This is a genomic window from Haloarcula sp. CBA1115 (assembly GCF_000827835.1).
In the GTDB taxonomy this organism is placed as follows: Archaea; Halobacteriota; Halobacteria; order Halobacteriales; family Haloarculaceae; genus Haloarcula; species Haloarcula hispanica.
In genome coordinates this window covers 2900551-2922374 of sequence record NZ_CP010529.1, presented here as the reverse complement: position 1 = coordinate 2922374, position 21824 = coordinate 2900551, and the positions used below count along the sequence as shown (strand labels likewise).

Below are 21824 nucleotides of genomic sequence, written 5' to 3'. Positions count from 1 at the left end.
AAGTCAGCGGGCGTCGCTACAGTTCTTCAGCCGCGGCGACGGCCTCCTCGGTCGTCCCCTCGACGACCACGCCGGTCGTGACATCGTCCTCGGTCCAGTAGACGACAGCACTGTCGTCGCGCTCGATTGCGGTCGCGTTCTGCCCGTTCACCTGCACTGCCGTCCCGTTCTCCACGTCGTCAAGATAGCTCGACGCGCCGGTAGCGGTCAGAACTGTCACGTTCTCCCCGTCAGCGTCGTACTGCTGGGCCACAGCCGTACTCTCGGGCCGGCTGATGTACCGTGCCTCTTCGAACGTCCCGTTCTCGTACTTCGGCAGGTCCAGGTCCGTCGCGGACTGGGCCGCGTCGTAGGAGTCGTACCTCTCGACGGTCGTAACGGCGACCCGGTCAGCCGGTGGAGCGAACTGGCTGTCGTCGATGCTGACGTTGAAGTTCGTCTCCTCAACGGTGAGTTCCGTCCGGTTCGTCCCGTCGTCGGTGGTCAGCTTGTGGACCCGGTAGTCCTCGGTATCGACCCATAGCGTCGTGTTCGGCGCGTCGATGCTCTCGTTCGTCGGTTCGAGGTCCAGGACGTACGTCGACTCGCCGTCGACTTCGGCGGTCCCGCGGAGCGTCGCAGTGACGTTCTCCTCGGGAACCGGGTCCGTAGTGTCGTTCATCGCCGCGGCTTCCTCGGGCAGTTCGCGGCCGTAGGACTGGTTCTCGCCGACCGCCCAGACGACGGTTCCGTTCGTCCCCATCTCGTAGGACCGGTTCTCACTCGTGACGGCGGCCCACGTCTTGTTCGGCTCAGCGGCAGCGTACTCCACCGTCGAAGTCTTCGATTCCGAGTCGTTCGTGACGGTCACTGTCGCGGTCCCGGTAATTGTCTCGGCCGCATCGTAGCGCTGCTCGGTTCGGTCGAGCACGTCGTCGCCGGACGGCTGCCCCATTTCGCTGAGGCCGGACACGCCGGCGACCGCCCCAGCAGCCAGTAGTCCAATGGTGACGAACACCGCGACGATAGCCAGTCTCCGTCCGGTATCGGCTGTCATTGCCCGGCCTTAGGACTGGAGTGGTAAGTGGGTTCCTCTTGTCAGAAAACGGACTGTATCCGGCGGAATCTGCACCCGGCGAACCCCTCATTGCTGTCCAGTCCGTACGCCGGGCTGTGAGCGAGTCAGCGAACACGACTGTCCGCGTCGACGGCGTCAGCAAGCAGTACGACCTCGGCGGGACGGTGACGGCGCTGGACGACGTGAGCCTGGACCTGTCGGCGGGGTCGTACACGGCGGTGATGGGTCCAAGCGGTTCCGGCAAGAGCACGCTCCTGAACCTCATCGGCGGGCTGGACACGCCGTCGTCGGGGCAGGTCGTGGTCAACGGACAGGACGTTTCGTCGGCTAGCGAGGCCGAACGGGCTGACATCCGCGGCACCGAGGTGGGCTTTGTCTTCCAGACGTTCAACCTCATGCCGCGACTGTCCGCGGTGGAGAACGTCGCCTTGCCGCTCGTCTTCGACGGCTGGGACCGCGACCGTCGCCGCGAACGGGCAGTGTCGCTCCTCTCGGAGGTGGGGCTCGCCGACCGTACCGACCACGTCCCCTCGGAACTCAGCGGCGGCCAGCGCCAGCGGGTCGCAATCGCCCGCGCACTATCGACCGACCCGGCGCTGATACTCGCCGACGAGCCCACCGGTAACGTCGACACGGACACCGGCGCGCAGATACTCGACCTGTTCGACGACCTCCACGCGGCGGGCAACACGTTCCTGCTGGTGACCCACGAGCGCCACGTCGCCGAGCGGGCCGAGCGCATCGTCCACGTCGAGGACGGCCACATCCAGTCCGTCGAGGACGTTTCCGGAGGCGAGCACTGATGGACACCGGCGAGAGCGTTCGCATCACGCTCCGGTCAATCAGGGCGCACAAGCTCCGGTCGGCGCTGACTGTCGTCGGCGTCGTCATCGGCATCGCGTCGGTCATCACCTTCGCCACGTTCGGGGCCAGCGTCGAGGCCGAGATCGTCGGTGACATCGAGACGTCAAACGCGGGCAACATCTACGTGTTCGGAACGCCGGCGGAGGACGACGATTTCGACCGGACGCTCCAGCCGGTGTTCACGGAGTACGACATTCAGCAGTTAGAAGGAATCCAGGGCGTACAGGCGGTGCTCCCGCGCGGGATCGTCCAGACACAATCGATACAGCACGGGAATCGGACGCTCGCCAGACAGCAGGTCACGGCGACGCGACCGGCCAGCATCACCGACGGTGTCCTCGTCGAGGGCCGTTCCTTCGAGGCTGACGAAGAAGCAGTCGTCGTCAACGAGCGCATGGCCGGGTCGTTCTCCGAGAACCTCACGACCGGCGAACGGCTCACGATGACGATGCCCGACGGTAGTGAGCGGACTGTCACCGTCGTCGGCGTCGTCAACGGGACCCGCGGCGAGGTCCCGGTCAGCGAGTTCGCTCGTCAGCCACGGGTGTACGTCCCCATCGACCCGTTCTACGACTCCGTCGTCGAGAGTCCTTCGGCGGGCGTGCGACAGCGTGCGTATCCGCAGGTGACCCTCGTCGTCGATCCTCGGGCGATCCCGGAAACGCAGTCGGCGATTCAGACGTACCTCTCCGGTAATTCTGACGCGCGGTCGCTGTCGGCCGACGACACGGAACTGGTCGCTCGCTCGGGCAACGACTTCGTCGAGGAGATCAGTGACGTCATCGAGCGCATCACGCGCTTCGTCACCGGCATCGCCGTCATCGCACTGGTCGTCGGCGCTATCGGCATCGCCAACGTGATGCTCGTCAGCGTCACCGAACGGACCCGCGAAATCGGCATCATGAAAGCCGTCGGGGCGCGCAACCGCGACGTGATGCAGGTGTTCCTCGTCGAGGCCGCACTGCTCGGGACTATCGGCTCGCTTCTCGGCGTCCCGCTCGGCCTGGTCGTCGGCTACGGTGCGACCCGGTACGCCGAGGTCGCGTTCTCGCTCGCGCCGCTGTGGATGGCGCTTGCAGTCGGCGTGGGCGTGCTGGTCGGCGTCGTCGCCGGCCTCTACCCGGCGTGGCGAGCGGCGCGGGTCGACCCCATCGACGCGCTCAGACACGAGTGAGCGGGATTCAGAACACCGAAATACGTGGTCATCGTACCGTCGGGCGATGACCCTCTCGGAGGAGGCCCGCGAACGGCTTGCCGACATCGTCGAACTCCAGCCGACGAAAAACGGCGAGCTACAGGAGCGCTGGGACATGGACAGCGGGAGCGAGGTCCACCAGTACCTCGAATCCGAACTCAAGGAGTACTACTACCGCAACGACAACAGCCTCATCTGTGCGACGCCGGAGGCGACGACGCTCATCGACGGGGAGGACTCCGAACGGATACAGACGGTGACAGTCACCCCGCTCCAGCAGGCTATCGTCGACGTGATTGCCGGCCCCGACGAGGAGAGCCAGAGCGTCGTCGCCGTGTTACACGCCCTCCGTGAGGTCGGTGAGGACCGCGACACCGACGATGTTCGCTCCGCGCTCCGCAGCCTCGCAGACAAAGGTATCGTGGAGACGGTCGAGAAGACGGTGCCGACGTTCAGGCTCGCCGTTCCCCGGGACGAACTCGACATCGAGCTATCCGAAGAATAAGTCCGGGTCGCGGTGTCGGTCCGCTACTCCGACAGCCCCGGCCGCTGGCGGCGGCGTCGCCGCGCTAACACCCGTTTTATTGCTTTGCCCGGCCCGCCGTCGAGCGGCCAGTCCTTCGACCGCCACGCCGGCGGTTCCGGCTCGTAAGACGGACACTGCCCCCGACACTCCGCCGCCGTCGGGAGACACCCTTTCGCGGCGCAGTGTGGATAGACGCCAGTTTCGTCGGCGCTGAGTTGGAAGTGCCTGCAGTCGGGGCGCATCGTGTCCGCGTACGCGCGCCAGCCGCGATCGTATGCCCGTTCGGCGATGGCGAGCCGCCGCTCTTGCTTCCAATCAGGACTCGCGTACTCGAACCGCGCCGCGCTGGTGTCGTCGTCCGGTCGGTCCAGAATGCGCGTTCCGGGGTCGGTCACTGACAGCGACCGCGGTTGCCAGACCGCCTCGGCTGTGCCGGATTCGGGATCGACAGTCAGCACGCCGGCGGCCGCGGGCAGGTCCGCCAGCAGGACCGGTTCCACGCGCTCGTCGGTCGTCGCCGTCGCGACCCACACCTCGTCGGCCAGCGACAGCGCGATGTCCCGCTCCAGTTGTGGGACGAGATTCCTGGCGGCGCTGGCCGTCAGGTCGGGCTTGTTCTCGATGGCGACGACCCGACGGAGCCAGTCGGGATAGGGTCGCACCCGACGGATTTCGATGCGGTTGCCCCGCTTTCGGGTCTCGATGGCGTCCCGGTCGGCCGCCTCGTGAATCGACTCCCGGACGTACCGCCACGGATAGCCCGGGTCAGGCAGCGCGTCGCGGTAGTACGTCCAGTCGGCCGGCGCGTTCTGCAGGACGTGCAGGAGGTCCGAGTCGAACGCGTCTCCGCCGAACGTCGCTCGCTCGCGGAGTCCGTCGGGGTCACACTCCAGTACAATCGTGTCCCAGCGTCGGTGTTTCGTCCCGAACTGTCTGGCGATCAGCACCGCCGCATCGTCGGACGGCGACCACGCTCGCTCGGCCCATTGACAGACGGCCAGTTCGAAGGCGAACTCGGAGTCTGAATCGGCTCCACCACTCGATGTCACGTATCTCGAAAAAATAGCCGGCCGCGTAAGAACTGCTGGGTTAGGCTGACGTGGTCGGACCTGTTACCTGCTGTGCGCTCTTGTTCGTCTGGCTTGCGAATGCCGTTCCGAACATACGGAAGACGGCGACCTGCCCGTAGTAGGTGACGAACGGAACGAGAACGAGTCCGATGACAGTAAACGCCAGAATATTGCTGATGAGGTTCGTAATAATGCCAACGACAATCGGCATCAGGACTGCGATGAAGTAGTCACTCGTAAGGACGACATTTTTCAGCAGCGAGAAGTCGAACGCTGCTCCAAGGCTGCCTTCGACCGCCATATTGGCGAGTGCTGCCGGGACAATATAGTAAATGAGAAACATTACCGGAATCAGAAGGAGCAGTGTCATGAGCCCGAAGCCGGCGATGATTCCGCCGCCAGAGTTCCCAGCAGCACCACCCAATCCGAGGAGGACGCTCCCGATACCGAAGATGACAGCTATGGGAACGATAGAGTACACGAGACCGACGATACTGAACTTGACTCCGTCGATGATGAGTTCACCCCAGTCGTCCCAGGCAGGTGGTTCGGATTCGCCCTCGACGGTCGTTCCGATCACACGAAGCAAGTAGCCGTTGAACGCGAACACTGGGATCAGGAGGAAAAAGAACACCAGCAGTACGCCGCCGATCAACATCTGTGCTATCCAACTGTCGCCTTGCATTGGGTACGATAGTCCGTCTTCTAACATTTTAGACGCCTCTTTGAAAACTGTAATCTTATCCTATTTAAAAATACTGTTAGTATTGGGGGAAATACTGTTTATAAAATAAATCCCCATTCGTAATTATCTCAACGGCAGATGATATCGCGGAAATAAAGGTTAGGCTACATATGGGGTGGGCAGTCGTGCATTTTACTATCGAATGTAATTCTGTATTTTAATTTATATGGTAGTTTAGGGGATCTGTGTTCATGGGCTGGTTATCCGGTGAGGTCACTTGAGCCGGTCAGCAAGCGACGACGGAGCGGTAGCTATCCAGAGCGCCGCGTCGGTGCTGGATGAATCCGGCCGAGTGTCGCCGCTCTCTCTACTCCTCGTCGTCCGCTCGTTCGTCGAGGAACTCGTCTGCCTGTTCGAGTATCTCGCGGGGGCCGTCCTGCGTGACTGTGTTGATGGCCTGCTCGTAGTCGCGCCACTGCAGGTCGCGGTGTTCTGTGGACAGTTCGGCTGACGCTTCGAACGATTTCGCGACGAACAGGTGGACCGTCTTGTGGATGGTGTTGCCGTTCGCCTCGAACACGTAGTCGTAGTCTTCGCGGAACCCGTCTAAAAGCCGGAAATCACCGATGCCGGCCTCCTCTTTCACTTCGCGTATGGCGGTCTGCTGGAGCTCTTCCTCGCCCTCGACGCCGCCCTTGGGGAACTCCCAATCGCCGGGTCGGCTCTTGAGCAGGAGGTACTCCCGCCGGCCACGCGTATCGCGAAAGAGGATGGCTCCCGCGCTCGTGGCCTCTATCATTATCGGATTTTATGACACCGCTACTTAAGAGAATATCGGAGACACAACGGAAACAGATGGCCTTTTGTCACTCGCGGCTGAGTGTTCGTCTACAGATGCCCTTCGTCACGACGCTGACTTTCACCAGTGGGGACCGACACCGCCTCGAGGACATTGTCACAGAGATCAAAGAGAGCGCCGAACAGAAGGGGGTCGAACTGAAAGGCCCGCATCCGAAGCAGCCACAGGAGCTGCGGGTTCCTCAGTCGAAGTCACTGGGGCCAAGCGGCGGCCGCTTCGAGTCCTGGACTCACACCGTCTACACCCGAACGATAGAGATCGTCGGGTACGAGGAGTTCGCTCGGAACGTTACTCAGCGAACCTTCCCGAACGCCATCCACGTCGAGGCCGGCGTCGAACAGCGGACGCAGGTCGGCAGCGGGTCGTAGCCCCGGAGTGACTGTCGTCCGCTCCTGTGGATTCGTATAAGTAGCTGTGCCCCGTTTCGCCGGCATGAACGAGTCTCAACAGGAACGGCTCAGGTCCGTTCGGCGCGACTTACACAGCTATCCCGAACCCGCGTGGCGGGAGTTCTACACCACCAGTCGCATCGTCGACGAACTCGAACGGATCGGCGTCGACCAGTTGCATCTCGGTCAGGATGTCGTGGACGGCGACGCGCGGATGGCAGTCCCGGACGCTGATGAACTCGAAGACTGGCAGGCGAAGGCCCGAGAGGCCGGGGCTCGTGAGGACGTGCTGGAGGCCGCCACTGGGGGATTCACCGGTGCCCTCGCTGTGCTCGAACAGGGCGATGGGCCGACCGTCGCGCTCCGGGTCGACATCGACGCGCTTCCGATAACGGAGTCAGACAGCGTGGCACATGCCCCGGTGACGGAGGAGTTCCGCTCAGCCAACGAGGGGTACATGCACGCCTGCGGGCACGACGCCCACGCGACGATTGGCCTTGGCGTGCTGGAGGCAGTGAAAGAGAGTGATTTCAAGGGGACGTTCAAAGTCGTCTTCCAGCCGGCCGAAGAGGTTATCGGCGGCGGGAAGGCCGTCGCCGAGAGTGGACATCTGGATGACGTGGACCACTTGCTGGCGATACATATCGGTCTCGATCATCCGACCGGTGAGATCGTCGCCGGCGTCGGCGGCTTCCTCGCAGTTCGGCAGTTCGAGGCGACGTTCACCGGCGAGACGGCGCACGCTGGAGGGCATCCCGCACAGGGACGGGACGCCGTACAAGCGTTGGCGACTGCCGTCCAGAACCTTCACGCGATTCGACGGCACGGCGACGGCGCGACCCGGGTCAACGCCGGGGTCGTCGAGGGTGGCACAGCCACGAACATCGTCCCCGAGGAAGCGACGCTGGAAGGAGAAGTCCGGGGTGAGACGACCTCGCTCAAGGAATACATGAGCGAACGGGCGGACACCGTCATGTCGTCCGCGGCCGAGATGCACGACTGCGAAGTCGCTGTCGAGACGACCGCAGAAGCGCCGAGTGCGGTGAGCGACGACGCGCTTGCGGGTGTAGTGTACGACGCAGCAGAATCAGTTCCCGGCGTCACAAGCCGCCTTCGGACCGACGACCTCGGTGGGAGCGAGGACGCGACCTATCTGATGGACCGCGTCCAGGGCCGCAGCGGGACGGCGACGTTCGTCGGTATCGGGACCGACCACCCCGGCGGCCACCACACGCCCACGTTCGACGTCGACGAGAATTCACTGGCAATCGGTATCGATGTCGTCAGTAAAGCGATTAGCCAACTGAGTGAGTGAATACGCTACGGCGCTTCCCAGCTGGCGAGTTGGATCGATTTGCCGCTATCCGGCGACTTCCAGTTCAGCGTGACCGTCGCATCCGAGAGATCAGCGGCCTTCGAAAACGTTACCTTCGACCCGGCTGTGATTTCCGAACCGGCCGCCGGTGCGCCGCCGAGACTCGGGAAATCGTGCTGTCCGTTGGCGGTTGAAGCCCCGCTAACGGTGATGTACAGATTCCCGGCCTGAATAGAGTCGCCGCTCCGGTGCTCGATTGTCAGGCTGTCGGGACTACCCGCGTCGTAATCGAACGTAAACGCCGCCTGTGGCGCGCTTTGGCCGAGACTCCCAGAACCGAAATCGAGGAAGAACGTCGCTGCTGTCGCCGCCAACAGCACTGTTATTGCAACCATTAGAATGACACCAACAACTGGCGAGACTGCACTATCGTCGGATTGGAATCTGCGTGCTAGCATGATTGACCCCCACTCGGGCGACGGTCGACACGCTGTCTCCGTCTCGGTGACCCCCCGGTCGACCGACCCCAGTGTGACTTCATTTTGATATCATGTTGTTAAATAATAAAACTTGTTGTTCAGAACTATAGTTCATGATTTCAGCAACTACTATCCGAATAGCTGTTCGAAACGCCGTCGCTGCTGCTGGCAACCCCGCGCCAGAATATCAGAATCAAACGGAAAACGCAACGAGCCGCGGAATCAGTACTTGGGCTCTGCGCCAGTGACTTCGTAGATATCGTCCATAATCGAATCACGCTCGCGCTGCCAGGCCTCGAAGCCGCTGCGGTCGCTGGGGTAGGATTGGTAATGGTCCAGCAGCCGGTCGGCAGCCTTTTTCGTCTGGTAGAGGTCCCGGATGGTCCCGAGGTGGCCAATGCTCTTGACTGCCATCTTGATTTTGAGTCCGAGCCCGATGCTGGTCGAGCCGCCGTACAGCGCCTCGGCGAGCTTCTCGCCGGGTAACGCGGCCAGCAGCGCCATCAGGTCGTCGACGTCGTAGGCGGTGGTGAAGATGTTGTACACGTCAAGCGCCGCGTACCGGGCGCCGAAGTGCTCCATCACGCGCTCGTTGTACTCCCAGAGCGCGGCTTCGTCGTCCGTCCGGCCGGATTCGATAGCCTCGATTGCCTGTTCGGCGGCGTAGGTCCCGGCGTAGGCCGCACCGGCGATACCGCCGCCGGTGGTTGGATTGACGTGTCCAGCGGCATCCCCGACGGCCATGAATCCGGGCGCGACGGCGGAGTCGTATGGCCGGCGCGTCGGCAGCGCAGCGCCGAGTTTATCCTGTACCTCCGCGCCCTTGAACTCGCTTCGGCCCTGCAGGTCGCGCTTGAGGTCGTCGACCAGTTCCATCGGCTCCTCGTTCATCTGGAAACCGAGGCCGGCGTTGATCTCCGTGTCCGTACGCGGGAAGTACCAGAGGTAGCCGGCGGAGCGCTCGGTCGGCTTGAACACGAGCGCGTCGTCCCACTCGACCGGCTCGTCAACCTCGATAATCTCCCGGTAGGCAGAGCAAAACTGCGAGTACTGGACGTTCGTGTCGAAGGTCGCGTCTTCGAGGTCGGTCTTGTCCTGCAGAATCGAGAGCGCGCCGGCCCCGTCGATGACCATGTCACCCTCGTATGTGACGGGGTCGCCTTTCCGCATGGCTTTCACGCCTGTCACGCGGCCGCTGTCGTCCTGCAACACGTCCTGAACGACCGTGTCGTAGTGGAACTCCACACCGCTGTCGTTTGCACCCTCGATGAGACAGCGACCGTACTCCCAGCGGTCGATGACGGCGAGTTCGCCCGGCACGGGAATTTCGAGAACGGTGTCCTCCTGTGGAATCTCGAACCGGCCGTGGTCGACATCGGTGTTGGTAAACGCCGGTTCGAGCTGTGACTTCGGAATCGCTTCAGGGAAGTCGCTGGCTCCCTTGAGCGCGTCCCCGCAGGCGATGTGGCCGGCCTCGGTCTCGTCCTTTCGCTCTACGACGACGACGTCGTAGCCCGCGTCCGCAATGGTCGCTGCGGCGTAACAGCCGGATGTCCCGGCCCCGACGACGACAACGTCCACGGAAACGGTCCGTGCAGTCGCCGACGCTCCGCCGGCGTTGCCGTCCTGGTGTGTGGTCATGCACTCCCGTCCTGCCCGGAGAGAGAAAATTATTCCGACTATCGGTTTTACGCACTGCTATAACTGTTTCTGCGATGCACAGCCGACTACGGGTGCGTCATGCGGCATTGACGGACAGCGGTCCGTTTCACTCCGGGACAGCGGTGATAAAGAGTTTTGCTGGGGGGTGTCAAAGGGCCGAGCATGACCGAGTACACGGTGACGTTCGTGGGGACGGGCGAGGAAATCACCGTCTCCGAGAAGGAGACGATTCTCTCGCGGTGTATCGAGGAGGGTATCGCCCAGGAGTACTCCTGCCGCGTGGGGATGTGCCTGGCCTGCTCGGCGAAGATTGTCGAGGGGTCGGTTACCCAGCCTGCCGCCCGCGGACTGACCGACCGGGAACGGGAGGACTACGCACTGACTTGCATGGCGCGGCCGCAGTCGGACCTGAAACTCGACCGCGGGAAGTACCCGCCCAGTATTGAAGCGGATGTCGACCTGGAGGACGGCGATCCCACGCCTGCGGACGACTAGTAGGCACTGAATACCACTACCATATAGCCTGCTAGAAGGTCTGTAAATACCTTTAACATACGCCTGATATATTGCCTGATATAGAGCGGTGAAACCGCGAATGAAGGACAGGTCATATAAGCAAGTGGCCCCTATAGAGTAGTGACTACAGCGTCAGCGGACGGCCTTCGACGACTGATACACGCTTCCCCAACCATGACCAGCCGCGTATACAGACTTCACTCGACACTTGAACTGCCACTGGAAGACGCCTACGATTTCTTCGAGGATCCGGACCTTCCCCCCGAAATCGCTGACATCGACATCACCCGTCGAAACAATACGCTAATCGTCAGCGCTGTCGCCAAAGACGACTCCATGAGTAAGTACACCCCGACGGCCCAGCTCAAGGCCAGCGTCACGGAGAATCGGGTGTACGAGGAGGACCCCGACGAGATGGGACCGCCCGGGGCCGCGAGTACCGGAAGCTCGGGCGGTGGCCCTCAGTGGGGCGCACTCGAAGAGGAAGAGGAAGAAATCGAGTCCGAACTCGTCGAGTACGCCTGTTTCAAGGGCGACCGCGAGACCGTGCTCCAGAACACCGCGCTTCAGTACGCGATGTTCGAGGTTCTGTGTGAGGTCGCGAAAGTCGCTGAGAAAGGAACGTTGACGGCGATTGCGGCGGTCGACGAGGAACTCGAAGCCGTCCGCATCGTCGATGGGGAAGAGCGGCCCGCCGCGATCAACGTTGCAGAGGAACCCCGCGACGGCGAGGAAGAAGAGGGCGTCAACTGGCGCGACAACGAGTTCATCTCGTAACGCGCGTAGTCCGGTCACGGATTCAATTTTGCTGAGCCGTAGCTCAACACAGAATAGCGGACGGTCCGAACCGCTACGCTGGCGTGATGCCCGAGAGATCGGCGTCCGTGAACCGTGACGCGATTTCGATTGTGAGGTTCGCTTCGATGTAGGCCGCAATCACGATTAGCACGGCGGCCGTCGCAAGCAGCCAGCCGGCTTCCCGGAGATCCTGTCCGGTGACCAGTTCGTCCGTGCGGCCGCGGATGTACTGTATCGTACGCCATCCGAACCGCAGACCGACGGCGGCGACGATGAGCAGTGCGGGGATCTCGATGAGGCCGTGTGGAACGATGAGTGCGGCGACGACGACGGGCGAGACCTGCTTGAGTGCGATACCGACGACGACCCCGATGAGCAGGCCGTTCAAGACGAGCGACAGGACCGTCATCGAACCGAGCGAGATAGCGCCGAGTGCCATCACGAGCAACGCCCCGAGGTTGTTAACGGTCAGAGAGACTGTCGTGAGCTCAGCCGGCATGAAGGGATTCTCGCCGGTCGTTCCGGGGTTCTGAAGCCACTCGGCGGGTACCTGACTGCCGAGTCCGTACCCGAGGAGTCCACTGACTATCAGGATCAGCGCGGCTACAGGGACATAGCGCAACAGCCAGCGGTGAAAGAGGCGAGCCGGGAGGGTTGGGCGGTCGTCCATACCACGCCTTTCGCGCCGGCAGCAAAAAACCCGAGTGACCTGAACGGGCGCGGCCGCCGTTTTATTTGCCACCGCCTCACACACCTGTCGGCCATCCAAAAAGTACTTGGCACTCGTAATTATATCTCATTACACTATGTCCGAATCAGCAGAGTTCCCGGACTATCTGGACGTTGATTACACTGACGGGGAAGGCGAAGACCCCGAAGAGTACCCGACTGTCAACCACAAGATCGAGAAGGCAATCGAGGTCACGAAGACCGGCCTCGAAGAGTACGAGAACCCTGTCGTGATGTGGACCGGCGGCAAGGACTCGACGCTGACGCTGTACTTCGTCAAGGAAGTCGCCGAGCGCTTCGACCTCGAAGTACCCCCGGTCGTCTTCATCGACCACTATCAGCACTTCGACGAACTCATCGACTTCGTCGAACACTGGGCCGACGAGTGGGACCTCGACGTCATCTGGGCGCGCAACGAGGACGTGGGCAACTACGTCGACGAAAACGGCCTCGAACCGGGTGACGACATCCCCGTCGACGAACTCTCTGAGCACAACCAGCACCACATTCGGAACATCCTCGAATACGAGGAGGACACGTTCCCGTTCCTGCTCGACACCTACGTCGGCAACCACCTCCTGAAGACGGTGGCGCTCAACGACACTATCGAGGAGCACGACGTCGACGGCATCCTGTCGGGCATCCGCTGGGACGAGCAGGAGTCCCGCGCCGACGAGACGTTCTTCTCGCCGCGTCACGACCCGGACATCTACCCACCGCACGACCGCATCCAGTCGATTCTCCAGTTCGCGGAAGCCGATGTGTGGGAGGCCTTCTGGAACTTCGTCGTCCCGGACACCGTCGAGGGCTACCCGGACGACGGCTACGTCCCGCAGGGACAGGACGACCTGCCTGAGGGCATCGAGAAGGAAGACGTGCCGGTCTCGCCGAAGTACTTCGCCGGATTCCGTTCGCTCGGGAGCGAGGTCAGCACCGACAAGTCCGCCGAAGAGCCCGCTTGGCTGCAGGACATGGCGAACACGACCGAGCGCGCCGGCCGCGCCCAGGACAAGGAAGACCTGATGGAGCGCCTGCGCGACCTCGGCTACATGTAAACGGCCACGGAACGACGCCGGTTCCGTATCGCTGTTTCTCTTGCTGTCTCAGTAGCGACGTTCGCCACGACAAACAGTAAATACACGGCCGAATCCGCCTGTCGACCGAGACGAGTGGTCGCCGGTAGCTGACCCCCGGAGCACAGAAGCCCCTATCAGCACTGAATATTGTCACTCTAACACTTCGACAGGAGTCGATGTATTCCGCGCCGGCAGCAATCCCGAACCCGGTGTGGTCGAACGCACAGAGTGGACACGGCTGCCGTTATGTGCGCGGCAACGGCTACAGGCGGCGACCAATACCCGTTTTAGACCCTTGTTCATCCTTTCTGAACGATGCAATTATCCGTCCCACAAGCCGGTTGATTGCAGTCTAAGCCTCGCTACGTCCCGTAACGCGGCCGAAAAAATGTTATAGACGATTGTCGAGAAAAGGTTTAGGTACTGTCGAACATTACGAGTAGGTGAATGAGTTCAGACCAGTATAACTGTCCAAACTGCGGGGCGGAACTGAGTTACCAGACGACGAAGCACAACGGCTGTTCGGACTGCGGTTTCGTTCCGCCGCATAGCGCTGAGTAAGGCGGTTTGGCCCGAGTTAGCGGCTGCGACGTTCTGTGGTAGATAGTTGTGGAATCCTACGATTAGCGTCACGTATTCGGGTCGACATCTATTTTTCTCGGCTCGCTGTATCCGTTGTCTGTGACGGACCGCACAGACCGGGGCGTTCTCGCGGGCGTTATCTTCGCCGTTTTACTGGCGCAGGTCTTGCTGTATCCGGGTATCGACAGGCTCGTCCGGTCGCTGGGTGCGACGACGGACCTGAACGCGAGCATGTGGTTCCTGGCCGCTGAGTTCGGGTCTTTCGTCGTCTTCGCTGGCGTATGGGGCGTGCTCAGCGACGCCACCGGACGGCGCACGCCGTTCATCATCGGCGGGGCGGGCGCCGGCGCAGTGCTGTACGCCCTCATCGCGTGGCTCCCCGGCGCTGTCTCGCTCCCGTTTGCCGGCGTACTGGTCCTGCGAGCGCTTCAGGGCGGAGCCACCATCGCGGCGTTCTCGCTGGCGATGACGATGCTGATGGATCTCGGCGGCGGCCACGGCAAGAACATGGGGGCGGCAGGCATCGCTATCGGCAGTGGAACGGCGCTCGGTGCGCCACTGGGCGGCCAACTGTACGAAATCCAGACCACGCTCCCGCTGTACGTGGCGAGCGCGTTGTCGCTCGTCGTCGCAGTGGCCGCCCTGCTCGTGACCGACCGCGCACCGTCGGACGGGCGGTCGGGCCTGGCTGCGACCGTGTCCGGGCTCAAACAGCGACCGACCCTCGGCGTGCCGTACGCCTTCGGGTTCATCGACCGGCTCACCGCGGGATTTTTCGCGCTTGTCGGAACCCTGTACTTCAGGGAGACGTTCCAACTGGGACCCGGCGAAACCGGCGTCATGCTGGCGCTGTTTTTCGCGCCGTTCGCCCTCCTGCAGTACCCCTTCGGCGTGCTCTCGGACCGCATCGGTCGAACCGCACCCATCGTCGCCGGATCGGTACTGTACGGGCTCACCGTTATCGGCGTCGGGCAAGCGCCGACGGTGACCATCGCCGGTGCGGGGATGGTACTGACCGGTGTCATCGGCGCACTGATGGCTCCGGCGACAATGGCGCTCGTTTCGGACCTCGCCGGCGAGACGGAGCGCGGGACCGCTATGGCCGGGTTCAACATCTTCGGTAGCGTCGGCTTCCTCGCCGGCATCCTCATCGGCGGTACCGTCGCGGGAGCCTTCGGCTACGCAGTCGCGTTCTTTGTCGCCGGCGGGACAGAAGTCGTCCTCGCGGTGCTCGCGCTCCCTGGATTACTCCGGCTGGAGAAGCCGGCCGAGGACGCCGTCGGGGGCTGACTACGACGCCTCGCGGACCTCGTCCAGTGCGTCCGGGTTCTCGATGCTGGACATGTCGCCCAGGTCCTCGCCGCGGTAGACGCCGGCGATTGCCCGGCGGATTATTTTCCCGCTCTGGGTCTTGGGGAACTCATCGACGAACAGTACTTCTCGGGGCCGGAACGGCTTGCCGAGTTCCTCGCCGACGGCGGCGCGGATGTCGTCCCGGAGGTCGTCGTCGGGTTCGTAGCCGGGTTCCAGCACGGCGTAGAGGACGACGGCAGTGCCGGTGGTGTCGTCCGGCGCACCGACGGCGGCGGCCTGATTGACGGCGTCGTGTTCCATCGCCGCACCCTCGACCTCCGCCGGCCCGACCTTCCGCCCGGCGACGTTGAGCACGTCGTCCGATCGGCCGTGGAGGAACCAGAGGCCGTCCTCGTCTTTCTGCGCCCAGTCGCCGTGGTCCCAGACGTCGTCCCAGGTCGACCAGTACTCATGCAGGTAGCGGTCGTCGCCCGACCAGAGCGACCGGGTCATCGACGGGCAAGAGTCCCTGGCGACCAGATAGCCGCGCTCGTGGGTGTCGGCTATCGATTCGCCATCGGAATCAACGATGTCGATATCCATCCCCAGTCCCGGACCGCCGAGTGTGCAGGGTTTGAGCGATTGAATCGGCATCGGCATGAGGAAACAGCCCATTATCTCGGTCCCGCCGGAGATGTTGATGATTGGACAGTCCTCGTTCCCGACGTTTTCGTGGAACCACTGCCAGCTCTCGGGGTCCCAGGGTTCGCCGGTCGATCCCAGCAGCCGAAGGCTGGAGAGATCGTGGCCCTCCAGCCACTCGTCTCCCTTCTTTCGGAGCGCCCGAATCGCGGTCGGCGAGACACCGAAGGTGGTGATGTCGTGGCGGTCGATCATTTCCCAGAAGCGGTCCGGTTCGGGGTGGTCCGGCGCACCCTCGTACATGAAGACGGTGCCGCCGAAGGCGTGGTTCCCGAGCAGCGTCCAGGGCCCCATCATCCAGCCGATGTCGCTTACCCAGAAGAAACGGTCGCTTGGCTTGTGGTCGAAGCCGAAGTAGATCTCCTTGGCCGCCTGCATGAGTGCGCCGGCGTGCGTGTGGACGATGCCCTTCGGTTTCCCGGTCGTCCCGGAGGAGTACAGCAGCATCGACTCCTGGTTGCTCGGGAGTTCCTTCGCCGCGTACTCGTCGTTGGCGGTCTCTATCGCTTCGTCCCACCACTCGTCGCGGCGGGTCCAGCGGATGGTCTCGTCGGGGTCGTCCGCGATACCGAGGCGGTCATAGACGACAGTGTGTTCGACCGGTGTCGTCACGAGTTCCTCGCCGGCCTGCTTGATGGCCTCGTCGGCGCTTTCCTTGAGGTGGACACCGGAGCCCCGGCGATAGAAGCCGTCACCAGTGAACAGGACGGAGCACTCGGCATCGGCGATGCGGGTCGCCGTCGCGTCGACGCCGAACCCGGAGAAGATCGGCACGGCGATCGCGCCGACCTTGAGACAGCCGTACAGTATCGACGCCACCTCGGGGACCATCGGCATGTACAGGCCGACAGTGTCGCCGGTGCCGACGCCGACGGATTCCAGGTAGTTCGCCACCTTGCTGGCCTGCCGGTTCAGTTCGTGGTACGTGACCTCCCGAACGTCGCCGGGTTCACCCTCCCAGATGAGCGCGACTGTGTTTCGAGTCGGGCTGTCCCGCGCAGCGTGGCGGTCTAGAACGTTGTGGGCGGCGTTGATGGTCCCGCCGGGGTACCAGTCGGTGAACTGTGGTCCCTCACTATCGTCTCGGACTTCGTCGTACGCGTCGAAGAACTCGATGTCGAGGTACTCCGGGAGCAGGTCCCAGAACCACTCGACGCCGGATTCTGGTTCCTCTGGCAGGTCCGTGGTCGTTCGCTCGATGAGTTCGTCGTAGTTGTCGATGTCGTATTCCTGCATGAACTCCCAGACGTTCGTCGACTCGACGAACGCGTGGCTCGGTTCGTGGACGATGGAGTCTACGTGGTCTTGTTCACTCATAGCGTCAGTATTCCGTAGTGTTTGGCCGTCTGGTATAAACTCGTACCGCCGCTGCCCCGTGCGTCCGTTGGTCGGTCGGGGTAGCCCGACTCCGCGTCGCTTGTGTGTGGCGCAGGGACAGTGCATGTCCACACACCACTGTCTCACTCGTAGGTCGTTGTCATGCCGCCGTCGAACAGCAGGTCCCCGCCGTTGAGATGGTCGGCGTGTGTCGAGAGCCCGAACACGAAGAGGTTCGCCACGTCAATGGGGTCCATCATCTCTTTGACCCGCGCCTGGCCCAGCATCACGTCGTCGATGACCTCGTCGACGCTGATGCCACGTTGCTCGGCGGTGTCGGGAATCTGGTCGACCACCAGCGGCGTCTTGACGTAGCCGGTACTGATAGAGAACCCACGGAGCCCGTCACCGCCTTCCGCGGCGATAGACTGTGTCAGTCCCCGCAGGCCGAACTTCGAGACGTTGTAGGCCACCTTATCCGAGGTAACGTAATGGCCGTGGACCGATGCCATGTTCCCGATGGCACCTACGCCGTCGTCGGTCCCGCGGATGTGAGGGATGACGCGCTTCGACAGCGCGAGCGGCGCGCGAAGCATTACGTCGTGCATCTGGTCGTACGTCTCCATCGGGAAGTCCTCGATGGCGTCGATGTGCTGGAGGCCGGCGATGTTCGCGAGATACCGTATGGTGCCGTGGGAGGCCGCGGTCTCGACGATGGACTCGATATCCGCGTCGTTCGCGAGGTCGCCGGCCACGGTCTCGACGGCCCCATCAAGGTCGAGGTCCGCCGCCGTGTCCGCGACCTCAGCGAGACCGTCTTCGTCGATATCCGTGGCGACGGCAGTCACCCCGTTGGCGGCCATCGCCAGCGCTGTCGCCCGGCCGATGCCCGATCCGCCGCCGGTCACCAGACAGACAGTGTCGCTCGTGTAGTGGTCGTCGTCGACGAACAGTATCGAGGACTCGTCGATGGGCTCGACTTCGAGCCGTTCGTGAGAGGTGCTGGATGCCATTCAGTCACACGTTCTCTAGACATGTCCGAATAGGGGCGGGTTGACATGTATACCCGACTGACCGTGTGGTGCTGTCACAGCCCGGCGCGAGAACGCTGCTCCGCTGTCTCACCGACGACGTGGTTTACGTGTAAACCTCCCGTTATTCGGGGGTTACGTCGGAAGAATCAGTCATCCCTGTGAGCGTGGCACACACCGCGTGACCAGACATCCCGGACTCATCCGGGGCGTATTGGGACACACCTATGGAACAAACGACAACGGACCATGACACTGGTGGCATCGGCAGGCGAAAACTGCTCTCCGCCGTCGGCGGCTCGGCCGTCGCCGCAGCACTCGCTGGCTGCTCGACGCTGCTGAGCGACGGTGAAACAGCGGATCAGGGCGAGCAGTCCGGCGGTGAGATTTCCGACGAACCGATACAGGCCGGGTTGTTGACGTTCACACGTGGCGCACCGGGCGTACTCGGTATCCAGGCCCAGCGCGGGGCCGAACTCGCCGTCCAGCGCATCAACGAAGCCGGCGGTGTCGGTGGACAACGCGAAATCGAACTGGACGTCGTCAACGAGGGGTCGAACCCGCTCGACAGCTACAACCAGTTCATCGAGGAGGGAAAAGAGGTCACGTTCGGCCCGATTTCCAGCGGCACGCACAGCCAGATCGCCCCCGAAGTCGAGAAAAACGAGATCATCAACGTCAGCACCGACGGGACGGTGACGACGCTCTACGAGGAGACCGTCCCTGACCCGACCTACTCCTTCCGTTTCCAGAACTACGACATCATGGAGGTGGTGACGATGGCCCGCGAGGCCGTCGAGCGCATCGGTGCGGACAACATCTCGACCGTCGCCGGGGTCAACCCCGGCTACTCCTTCGGCGAGGACGAGATGCGGGTGTTCACGCAGGCAATCCAGAAACTCACGGACGCCGAAATCGTCTACGAGGGGTTCCCGGAACTCGGAGCCAGCGACATGTCGAACCACATCACCTCGATCAACAACGAGGAGCCGGACGTGACCTTCTCCAGCCTGTGGGGCGGCGACGTGACGACATTCGTGCGACAAGCGAACGCCAACGACATGTTCGAGAACACGACGGTGTTCGGCACGACGCTGTACAGCGCGGCCGGCGACGTACCGGGCGACGCGCTGGCCGGGGCGGATATCTACTCCGGGTCGCGCAACTACTACTGGGGGAAGCCGGCGCTGGGCAACTGGCAGCCCGGCCGGGAGCTGTTCGACGCCGCGACACAGCAAGAGGGCGTGACGGTCCCGACGGCTCACTACATGAGCGGCTACGGCGCGGTCACCGCGTGGGCGACGGCCGTTGAGAAGGCCATCGACCTGCTGGGCACCTACCCGAGCCAGGAGCAAATCGCGCAGGTTCTGGAGGGTCACGGCTTCTTCACACCGGCCGGCTACCACAACATGGCCGAGGACCACCAGGGCGCGTCGAACTCCTTCGCCGGCCAGATGGTGTACGACGACGACCTCGGCGCGGCCAGGCTCGACGACGTGAACACCTACGCGGCGACCGAGACCGCGCCGCCGCCGGGCGTCACCGGCAGCGACTGGCTGGACAGCTGGAGCGCCTGATACCGAGCCATGGCCGTAACACCCACAGCCGCGCTCGTCCAGACGCTCAACGGCATCCAGTTCGGGTTCATTCTGTTCATGATAGCCTCGGGCCTGACCGTCATCCTGGGCATCCTGGACGTCCTGAACCTGGCCCACGGAGAGTTGTTCTCCATCGGCGCGTACACCGCCATCGGTGTGTTCGGGTTTATTATCGGTGTCGTCGGCCCACCGGGTGGCGACGTCGTCGGTACCGCCGTGTTCGTTCTCGCGGTTCTCGCAGCCGTTCTGGTGACAGCAGCCATCCTCCTCCCCGTCGGGACCCTCTTCGAGGCGGTGTTCCTCCGGCAGATCTACGACCGCGACCAGGTGTACCAGCTGGTGCTGACCTTCGCCCTCTTGCTCATCCTCCTCGACGTGAAGAAGTTCATCTGGGGGGACAGTTCGATACGGACCGACGCCGTGTACAGCGCCATCAACACGATTCCGACGAGCGAACTCGTCGGGCTGAACTACCCGACTTACAACGTGTTCGTCATCCTCGTCGGCTCGGTCGTCGTCGTGGGCCTGTTCTGGTTCTTCGAGCGCACAAAGACGGGGCGCATCATCCGCGCGACGGCCATCGACCGCGAGATGGCCACCGCCATCGGCGTCAGCACCGACCGCGTGTTCACGCTGGTGTTCGCGCTCGGAGCCTTCCTCGCCGGTTTCGCCGGTGCAATGGCGGTCCCGCCCACGTCGGCGACCCTGGAGATGGGCACCAACCCGCTGGTGCTCTCGTTCGTCGTCATCGTCATCGGCGGCCTCGGCAGCCTCCGGGGGGCATTCGTCGGCGCGCTCCTGGTCGGTGTCATCCGGAGCTGGATGATTACGCTGTACCCGCCGGGCGAGATCGCCGCCCCGTTCGCTATCATGGCGCTAATCCTGCTAGTCAAGCCCGAAGGGCTGTTCGGGACGTGGGGTGAGACGGCGTGATGCCGGAGCGCGTCGACCGCGACGGGACGCCGGCGTACCGCTTCCTCGGGGTCGAAGTGACTCGCCGGGAGGCGGCCTTCCTCGCCCTCGGGGTGGTGTTCCTGTTCATCATTCCCGACGTCGCGAGCCTCTCGGACAGCCTCCAGCTCAGCGTCATCCACCAGGGCCTGCTGTTTGGCTTCGCGGCGGTCGGGCTGAACCTCCTGCTTCGCCACACGAAGCTCACGTCGTTCGGCCACGCGGCCTTCTTCGGCACCGGCGCGTACGCGACCGCAGTGCTGGCCCGCTACGCCGGCGTCCAGAGCGTCGGCCTGCTGTTGCTCGGGGCCATCGCCGCCGCGACGGTGATGGCGGCCATCATCGGAGTGCTATCCCTGCGACACACCGGGCTGTACTTCGCCCTCCTGACGCTGGCCTTCGGCCAGCTCCTGTACGCCATCGCGCTCGGCCAGAGCGCGCTCGGCGGGAGCGACGGGCTCCCGATCCGGCCGGGGCCGGCGAACCAGCCGCTCCTGTTCGGGACCGCGTTTAGCCCCGACGTGTACCAGATCTTGACGTATTACCTGACAGTGGTCGTCATCCTCATCGGCCTGTTCGTGATGTACCGCATCACGCAGTCGCCGTTCCGAAACGCCCTCGACGCCATCGGGCAGGAACGGACCCGGGCGCGGTTCATCGGCCTGCCGGTCCGCCGCTACGTCTGGGCCGCGTTCGTCATCTCGGGCATCTACGGCGGCGTCGCGGGCGGGCTGTACGCCGTCGTCCGCCAGTACGTTCGCCCGGAGGGGACGCTGTTTTTCCTCCGGTCGGGCGACATCCTGTTCATGGCGATACTGGGCGGGTTCCGGACGCTGGTCGGCCCGCTCATCGGCGGTGTCGTCCTCGTCTTCCTGCAGGACGTGGGGCAAGACGTGACCCAGTACTACGAGTTCCTGACCGGTGTGGTGCTCCTGATCCTGGTGTACGGCTTCCCGCGGGGAATCGTCGGCTCGCTCCGGTCCGGCGGCATCGTCAACACGCGGCTCAATGAACTGCGTCGAGAGCCCTCCGTCCTGTCATCGTGGGGCCGGACCGCCGTGCAATCGATAGAGCAGAAGGTGGCCGAGTCGCTGACCAGCCTGCGAATAATCCTCTTCGGAGTCGACTGA

21 protein-coding genes are annotated in these 21824 nt (G+C 63.2%); 12 read left to right on the top strand and 9 right to left on the bottom strand.

Going from position 1 to position 21824, the window contains the following annotated elements:
• Positions 1 to 16 precede the first annotated feature (16 nt).
• Positions 17 to 1036: a hypothetical protein gene (locus SG26_RS14595; protein ID WP_050037959.1), complete on the bottom strand. Its 1020-nt coding sequence runs from the start codon at positions 1034 to 1036 to the stop codon at positions 17 to 19.
• Positions 1037 to 1152: 116 nt separating this feature from the next.
• On the opposite strand from SG26_RS14595, the gene SG26_RS14590 reads away from it, so the two are divergent.
• Genes SG26_RS14590 through SG26_RS14580 form a run of 3 tightly spaced genes read left to right on the top strand, consistent with a single transcriptional unit; the run spans position 1153 to position 3621 of the window.
• Positions 1153 to 1860: an ABC transporter ATP-binding protein gene (locus SG26_RS14590; RefSeq protein WP_050037958.1), complete on the top strand. Its 708-nt coding sequence runs from the start codon at positions 1153 to 1155 to the stop codon at positions 1858 to 1860.
• Positions 1860 to 3095, top strand: a complete 1236-nt coding sequence (locus SG26_RS14585) for an ABC transporter permease (protein ID WP_050037957.1) — start codon at positions 1860 to 1862, stop codon at positions 3093 to 3095. Before SG26_RS14590 ends, SG26_RS14585 begins: the two co-directional genes overlap by 1 nt.
• Positions 3096 to 3141: 46 nt before the next feature.
• Positions 3142 to 3621 carry a DUF5797 family protein gene (locus tag SG26_RS14580; protein ID WP_004516865.1) on the top strand — a complete coding sequence of 160 codons (480 nt, stop codon included), beginning with the start codon at positions 3142 to 3144 and terminating at the stop codon, positions 3619 to 3621.
• A gap of 23 nt (positions 3622 to 3644) precedes the next feature.
• On the opposite strand, the gene SG26_RS14575 is transcribed toward SG26_RS14580, so the two are convergent.
• The 3 genes from SG26_RS14575 to SG26_RS14565 all read right to left on the bottom strand — a co-directional run bounded on the left by SG26_RS14575 (position 3645) and on the right by SG26_RS14565 (position 6196).
• Complete coding sequence (locus tag SG26_RS14575) at positions 3645 to 4691, bottom strand: DUF5787 family protein (protein WP_050007300.1); 1047 nt, start codon at positions 4689 to 4691, stop codon at positions 3645 to 3647.
• A gap of 40 nt (positions 4692 to 4731) precedes the next feature.
• The gene (locus SG26_RS14570; protein ID WP_225306753.1) at positions 4732 to 5397 is read right to left on the bottom strand and encodes a DUF4013 domain-containing protein; all 666 of its coding nucleotides are present in this window, start codon (positions 5395 to 5397) and stop codon (positions 4732 to 4734) included.
• 367 nt (positions 5398 to 5764) lie between these two features.
• Positions 5765 to 6196, bottom strand: coding sequence for a bis(5'-nucleosyl)-tetraphosphatase (locus SG26_RS14565; protein WP_008309479.1), 432 nt, complete (start codon positions 6194 to 6196; stop codon positions 5765 to 5767).
• Between the two features lie 95 nt (positions 6197 to 6291).
• Between SG26_RS14565 and SG26_RS14560 the strand changes: the two genes are divergently transcribed.
• Together SG26_RS14560 and SG26_RS14555 are read left to right on the top strand one after the other, a co-directional pair.
• A complete protein-coding gene (locus SG26_RS14560; RefSeq protein ID WP_008309480.1) occupies positions 6292 to 6624 on the top strand; it encodes an uS10/mL48 family ribosomal protein in 333 nt (110 codons plus the stop codon).
• A gap of 64 nt (positions 6625 to 6688) precedes the next feature.
• Entirely contained in the window at positions 6689 to 7960 is a 1272-nt protein-coding gene (locus tag SG26_RS14555; protein WP_050037956.1) for an amidohydrolase, read from the top strand.
• A 5-nt stretch (positions 7961 to 7965) separates the two neighbouring features.
• Here the strand turns inward: SG26_RS14555 and SG26_RS14550 are convergent, their stop codons facing one another.
• The gene (locus SG26_RS14550) at positions 7966 to 8418 is read right to left on the bottom strand and encodes a type IV pilin (RefSeq protein ID WP_079980830.1); all 453 of its coding nucleotides are present in this window, start codon (positions 8416 to 8418) and stop codon (positions 7966 to 7968) included.
• 243 nt (positions 8419 to 8661) lie between these two features.
• On the bottom strand, positions 8662 to 10080 hold the full coding sequence (locus SG26_RS14545; protein WP_050037954.1) for a geranylgeranyl reductase family protein: 1419 nt from the start codon (positions 10078 to 10080) through the stop codon (positions 8662 to 8664).
• Between the two features lie 183 nt (positions 10081 to 10263).
• On the opposite strand from SG26_RS14545, the gene SG26_RS14540 reads away from it, so the two are divergent.
• Positions 10264 to 10596: a 2Fe-2S iron-sulfur cluster-binding protein gene (locus SG26_RS14540; protein ID WP_014040180.1), complete on the top strand. Its 333-nt coding sequence runs from the start codon at positions 10264 to 10266 to the stop codon at positions 10594 to 10596.
• Positions 10597 to 10791: 195 nt separating this feature from the next.
• A complete protein-coding gene (locus tag SG26_RS14535; RefSeq protein WP_008309489.1) occupies positions 10792 to 11394 on the top strand; it encodes a hypothetical protein in 603 nt (200 codons plus the stop codon).
• A 73-nt stretch (positions 11395 to 11467) separates the two neighbouring features.
• Here the strand turns inward: SG26_RS14535 and SG26_RS14530 are convergent, their stop codons facing one another.
• Positions 11468 to 12085, bottom strand: coding sequence for a stage II sporulation protein M (locus SG26_RS14530; protein ID WP_014040179.1), 618 nt, complete (start codon positions 12083 to 12085; stop codon positions 11468 to 11470).
• A gap of 136 nt (positions 12086 to 12221) precedes the next feature.
• Here SG26_RS14530 and SG26_RS14525 point away from each other — a divergent pair, with 136 nt between their 5' ends.
• A complete protein-coding gene (locus tag SG26_RS14525; RefSeq protein WP_005534748.1) occupies positions 12222 to 13199 on the top strand; it encodes a phosphoadenosine phosphosulfate reductase family protein in 978 nt (325 codons plus the stop codon).
• 702 nt (positions 13200 to 13901) lie between these two features.
• Positions 13902 to 15092 carry an MFS transporter gene (locus tag SG26_RS14520; protein WP_050037953.1) on the top strand — a complete coding sequence of 397 codons (1191 nt, stop codon included), beginning with the start codon at positions 13902 to 13904 and terminating at the stop codon, positions 15090 to 15092.
• Here the strand turns inward: SG26_RS14520 and SG26_RS14515 are convergent, their stop codons facing one another.
• A complete protein-coding gene (locus tag SG26_RS14515; RefSeq protein ID WP_050037952.1) occupies positions 15093 to 17114 on the bottom strand; it encodes an AMP-binding protein in 2022 nt (673 codons plus the stop codon). It lies immediately after the preceding gene.
• A 143-nt stretch (positions 17115 to 17257) separates the two neighbouring features.
• Complete coding sequence (locus tag SG26_RS14510) at positions 17258 to 18127, bottom strand: SDR family oxidoreductase (RefSeq protein ID WP_050037951.1); 870 nt, start codon at positions 18125 to 18127, stop codon at positions 17258 to 17260.
• Positions 18128 to 18372: 245 nt separating this feature from the next.
• Here SG26_RS14510 and SG26_RS14505 point away from each other — a divergent pair, with 245 nt between their 5' ends.
• Genes SG26_RS14505 through SG26_RS14495 form a run of 3 tightly spaced genes read left to right on the top strand, consistent with a single transcriptional unit; the run spans position 18373 to position 21824 of the window.
• Positions 18373 to 19722, top strand: a complete 1350-nt coding sequence (locus SG26_RS14505; protein ID WP_050037950.1) for an ABC transporter substrate-binding protein — start codon at positions 18373 to 18375, stop codon at positions 19720 to 19722.
• A gap of 9 nt (positions 19723 to 19731) precedes the next feature.
• Positions 19732 to 20676 (top strand): branched-chain amino acid ABC transporter permease, encoded by a 945-nt coding sequence (locus SG26_RS14500; RefSeq protein WP_050037949.1) that lies wholly within the window; start codon positions 19732 to 19734, stop codon positions 20674 to 20676.
• Positions 20676 to 21824: a branched-chain amino acid ABC transporter permease gene (locus tag SG26_RS14495; RefSeq protein ID WP_050037948.1), complete on the top strand. Its 1149-nt coding sequence runs from the start codon at positions 20676 to 20678 to the stop codon at positions 21822 to 21824. Before SG26_RS14500 ends, SG26_RS14495 begins: the two co-directional genes overlap by 1 nt.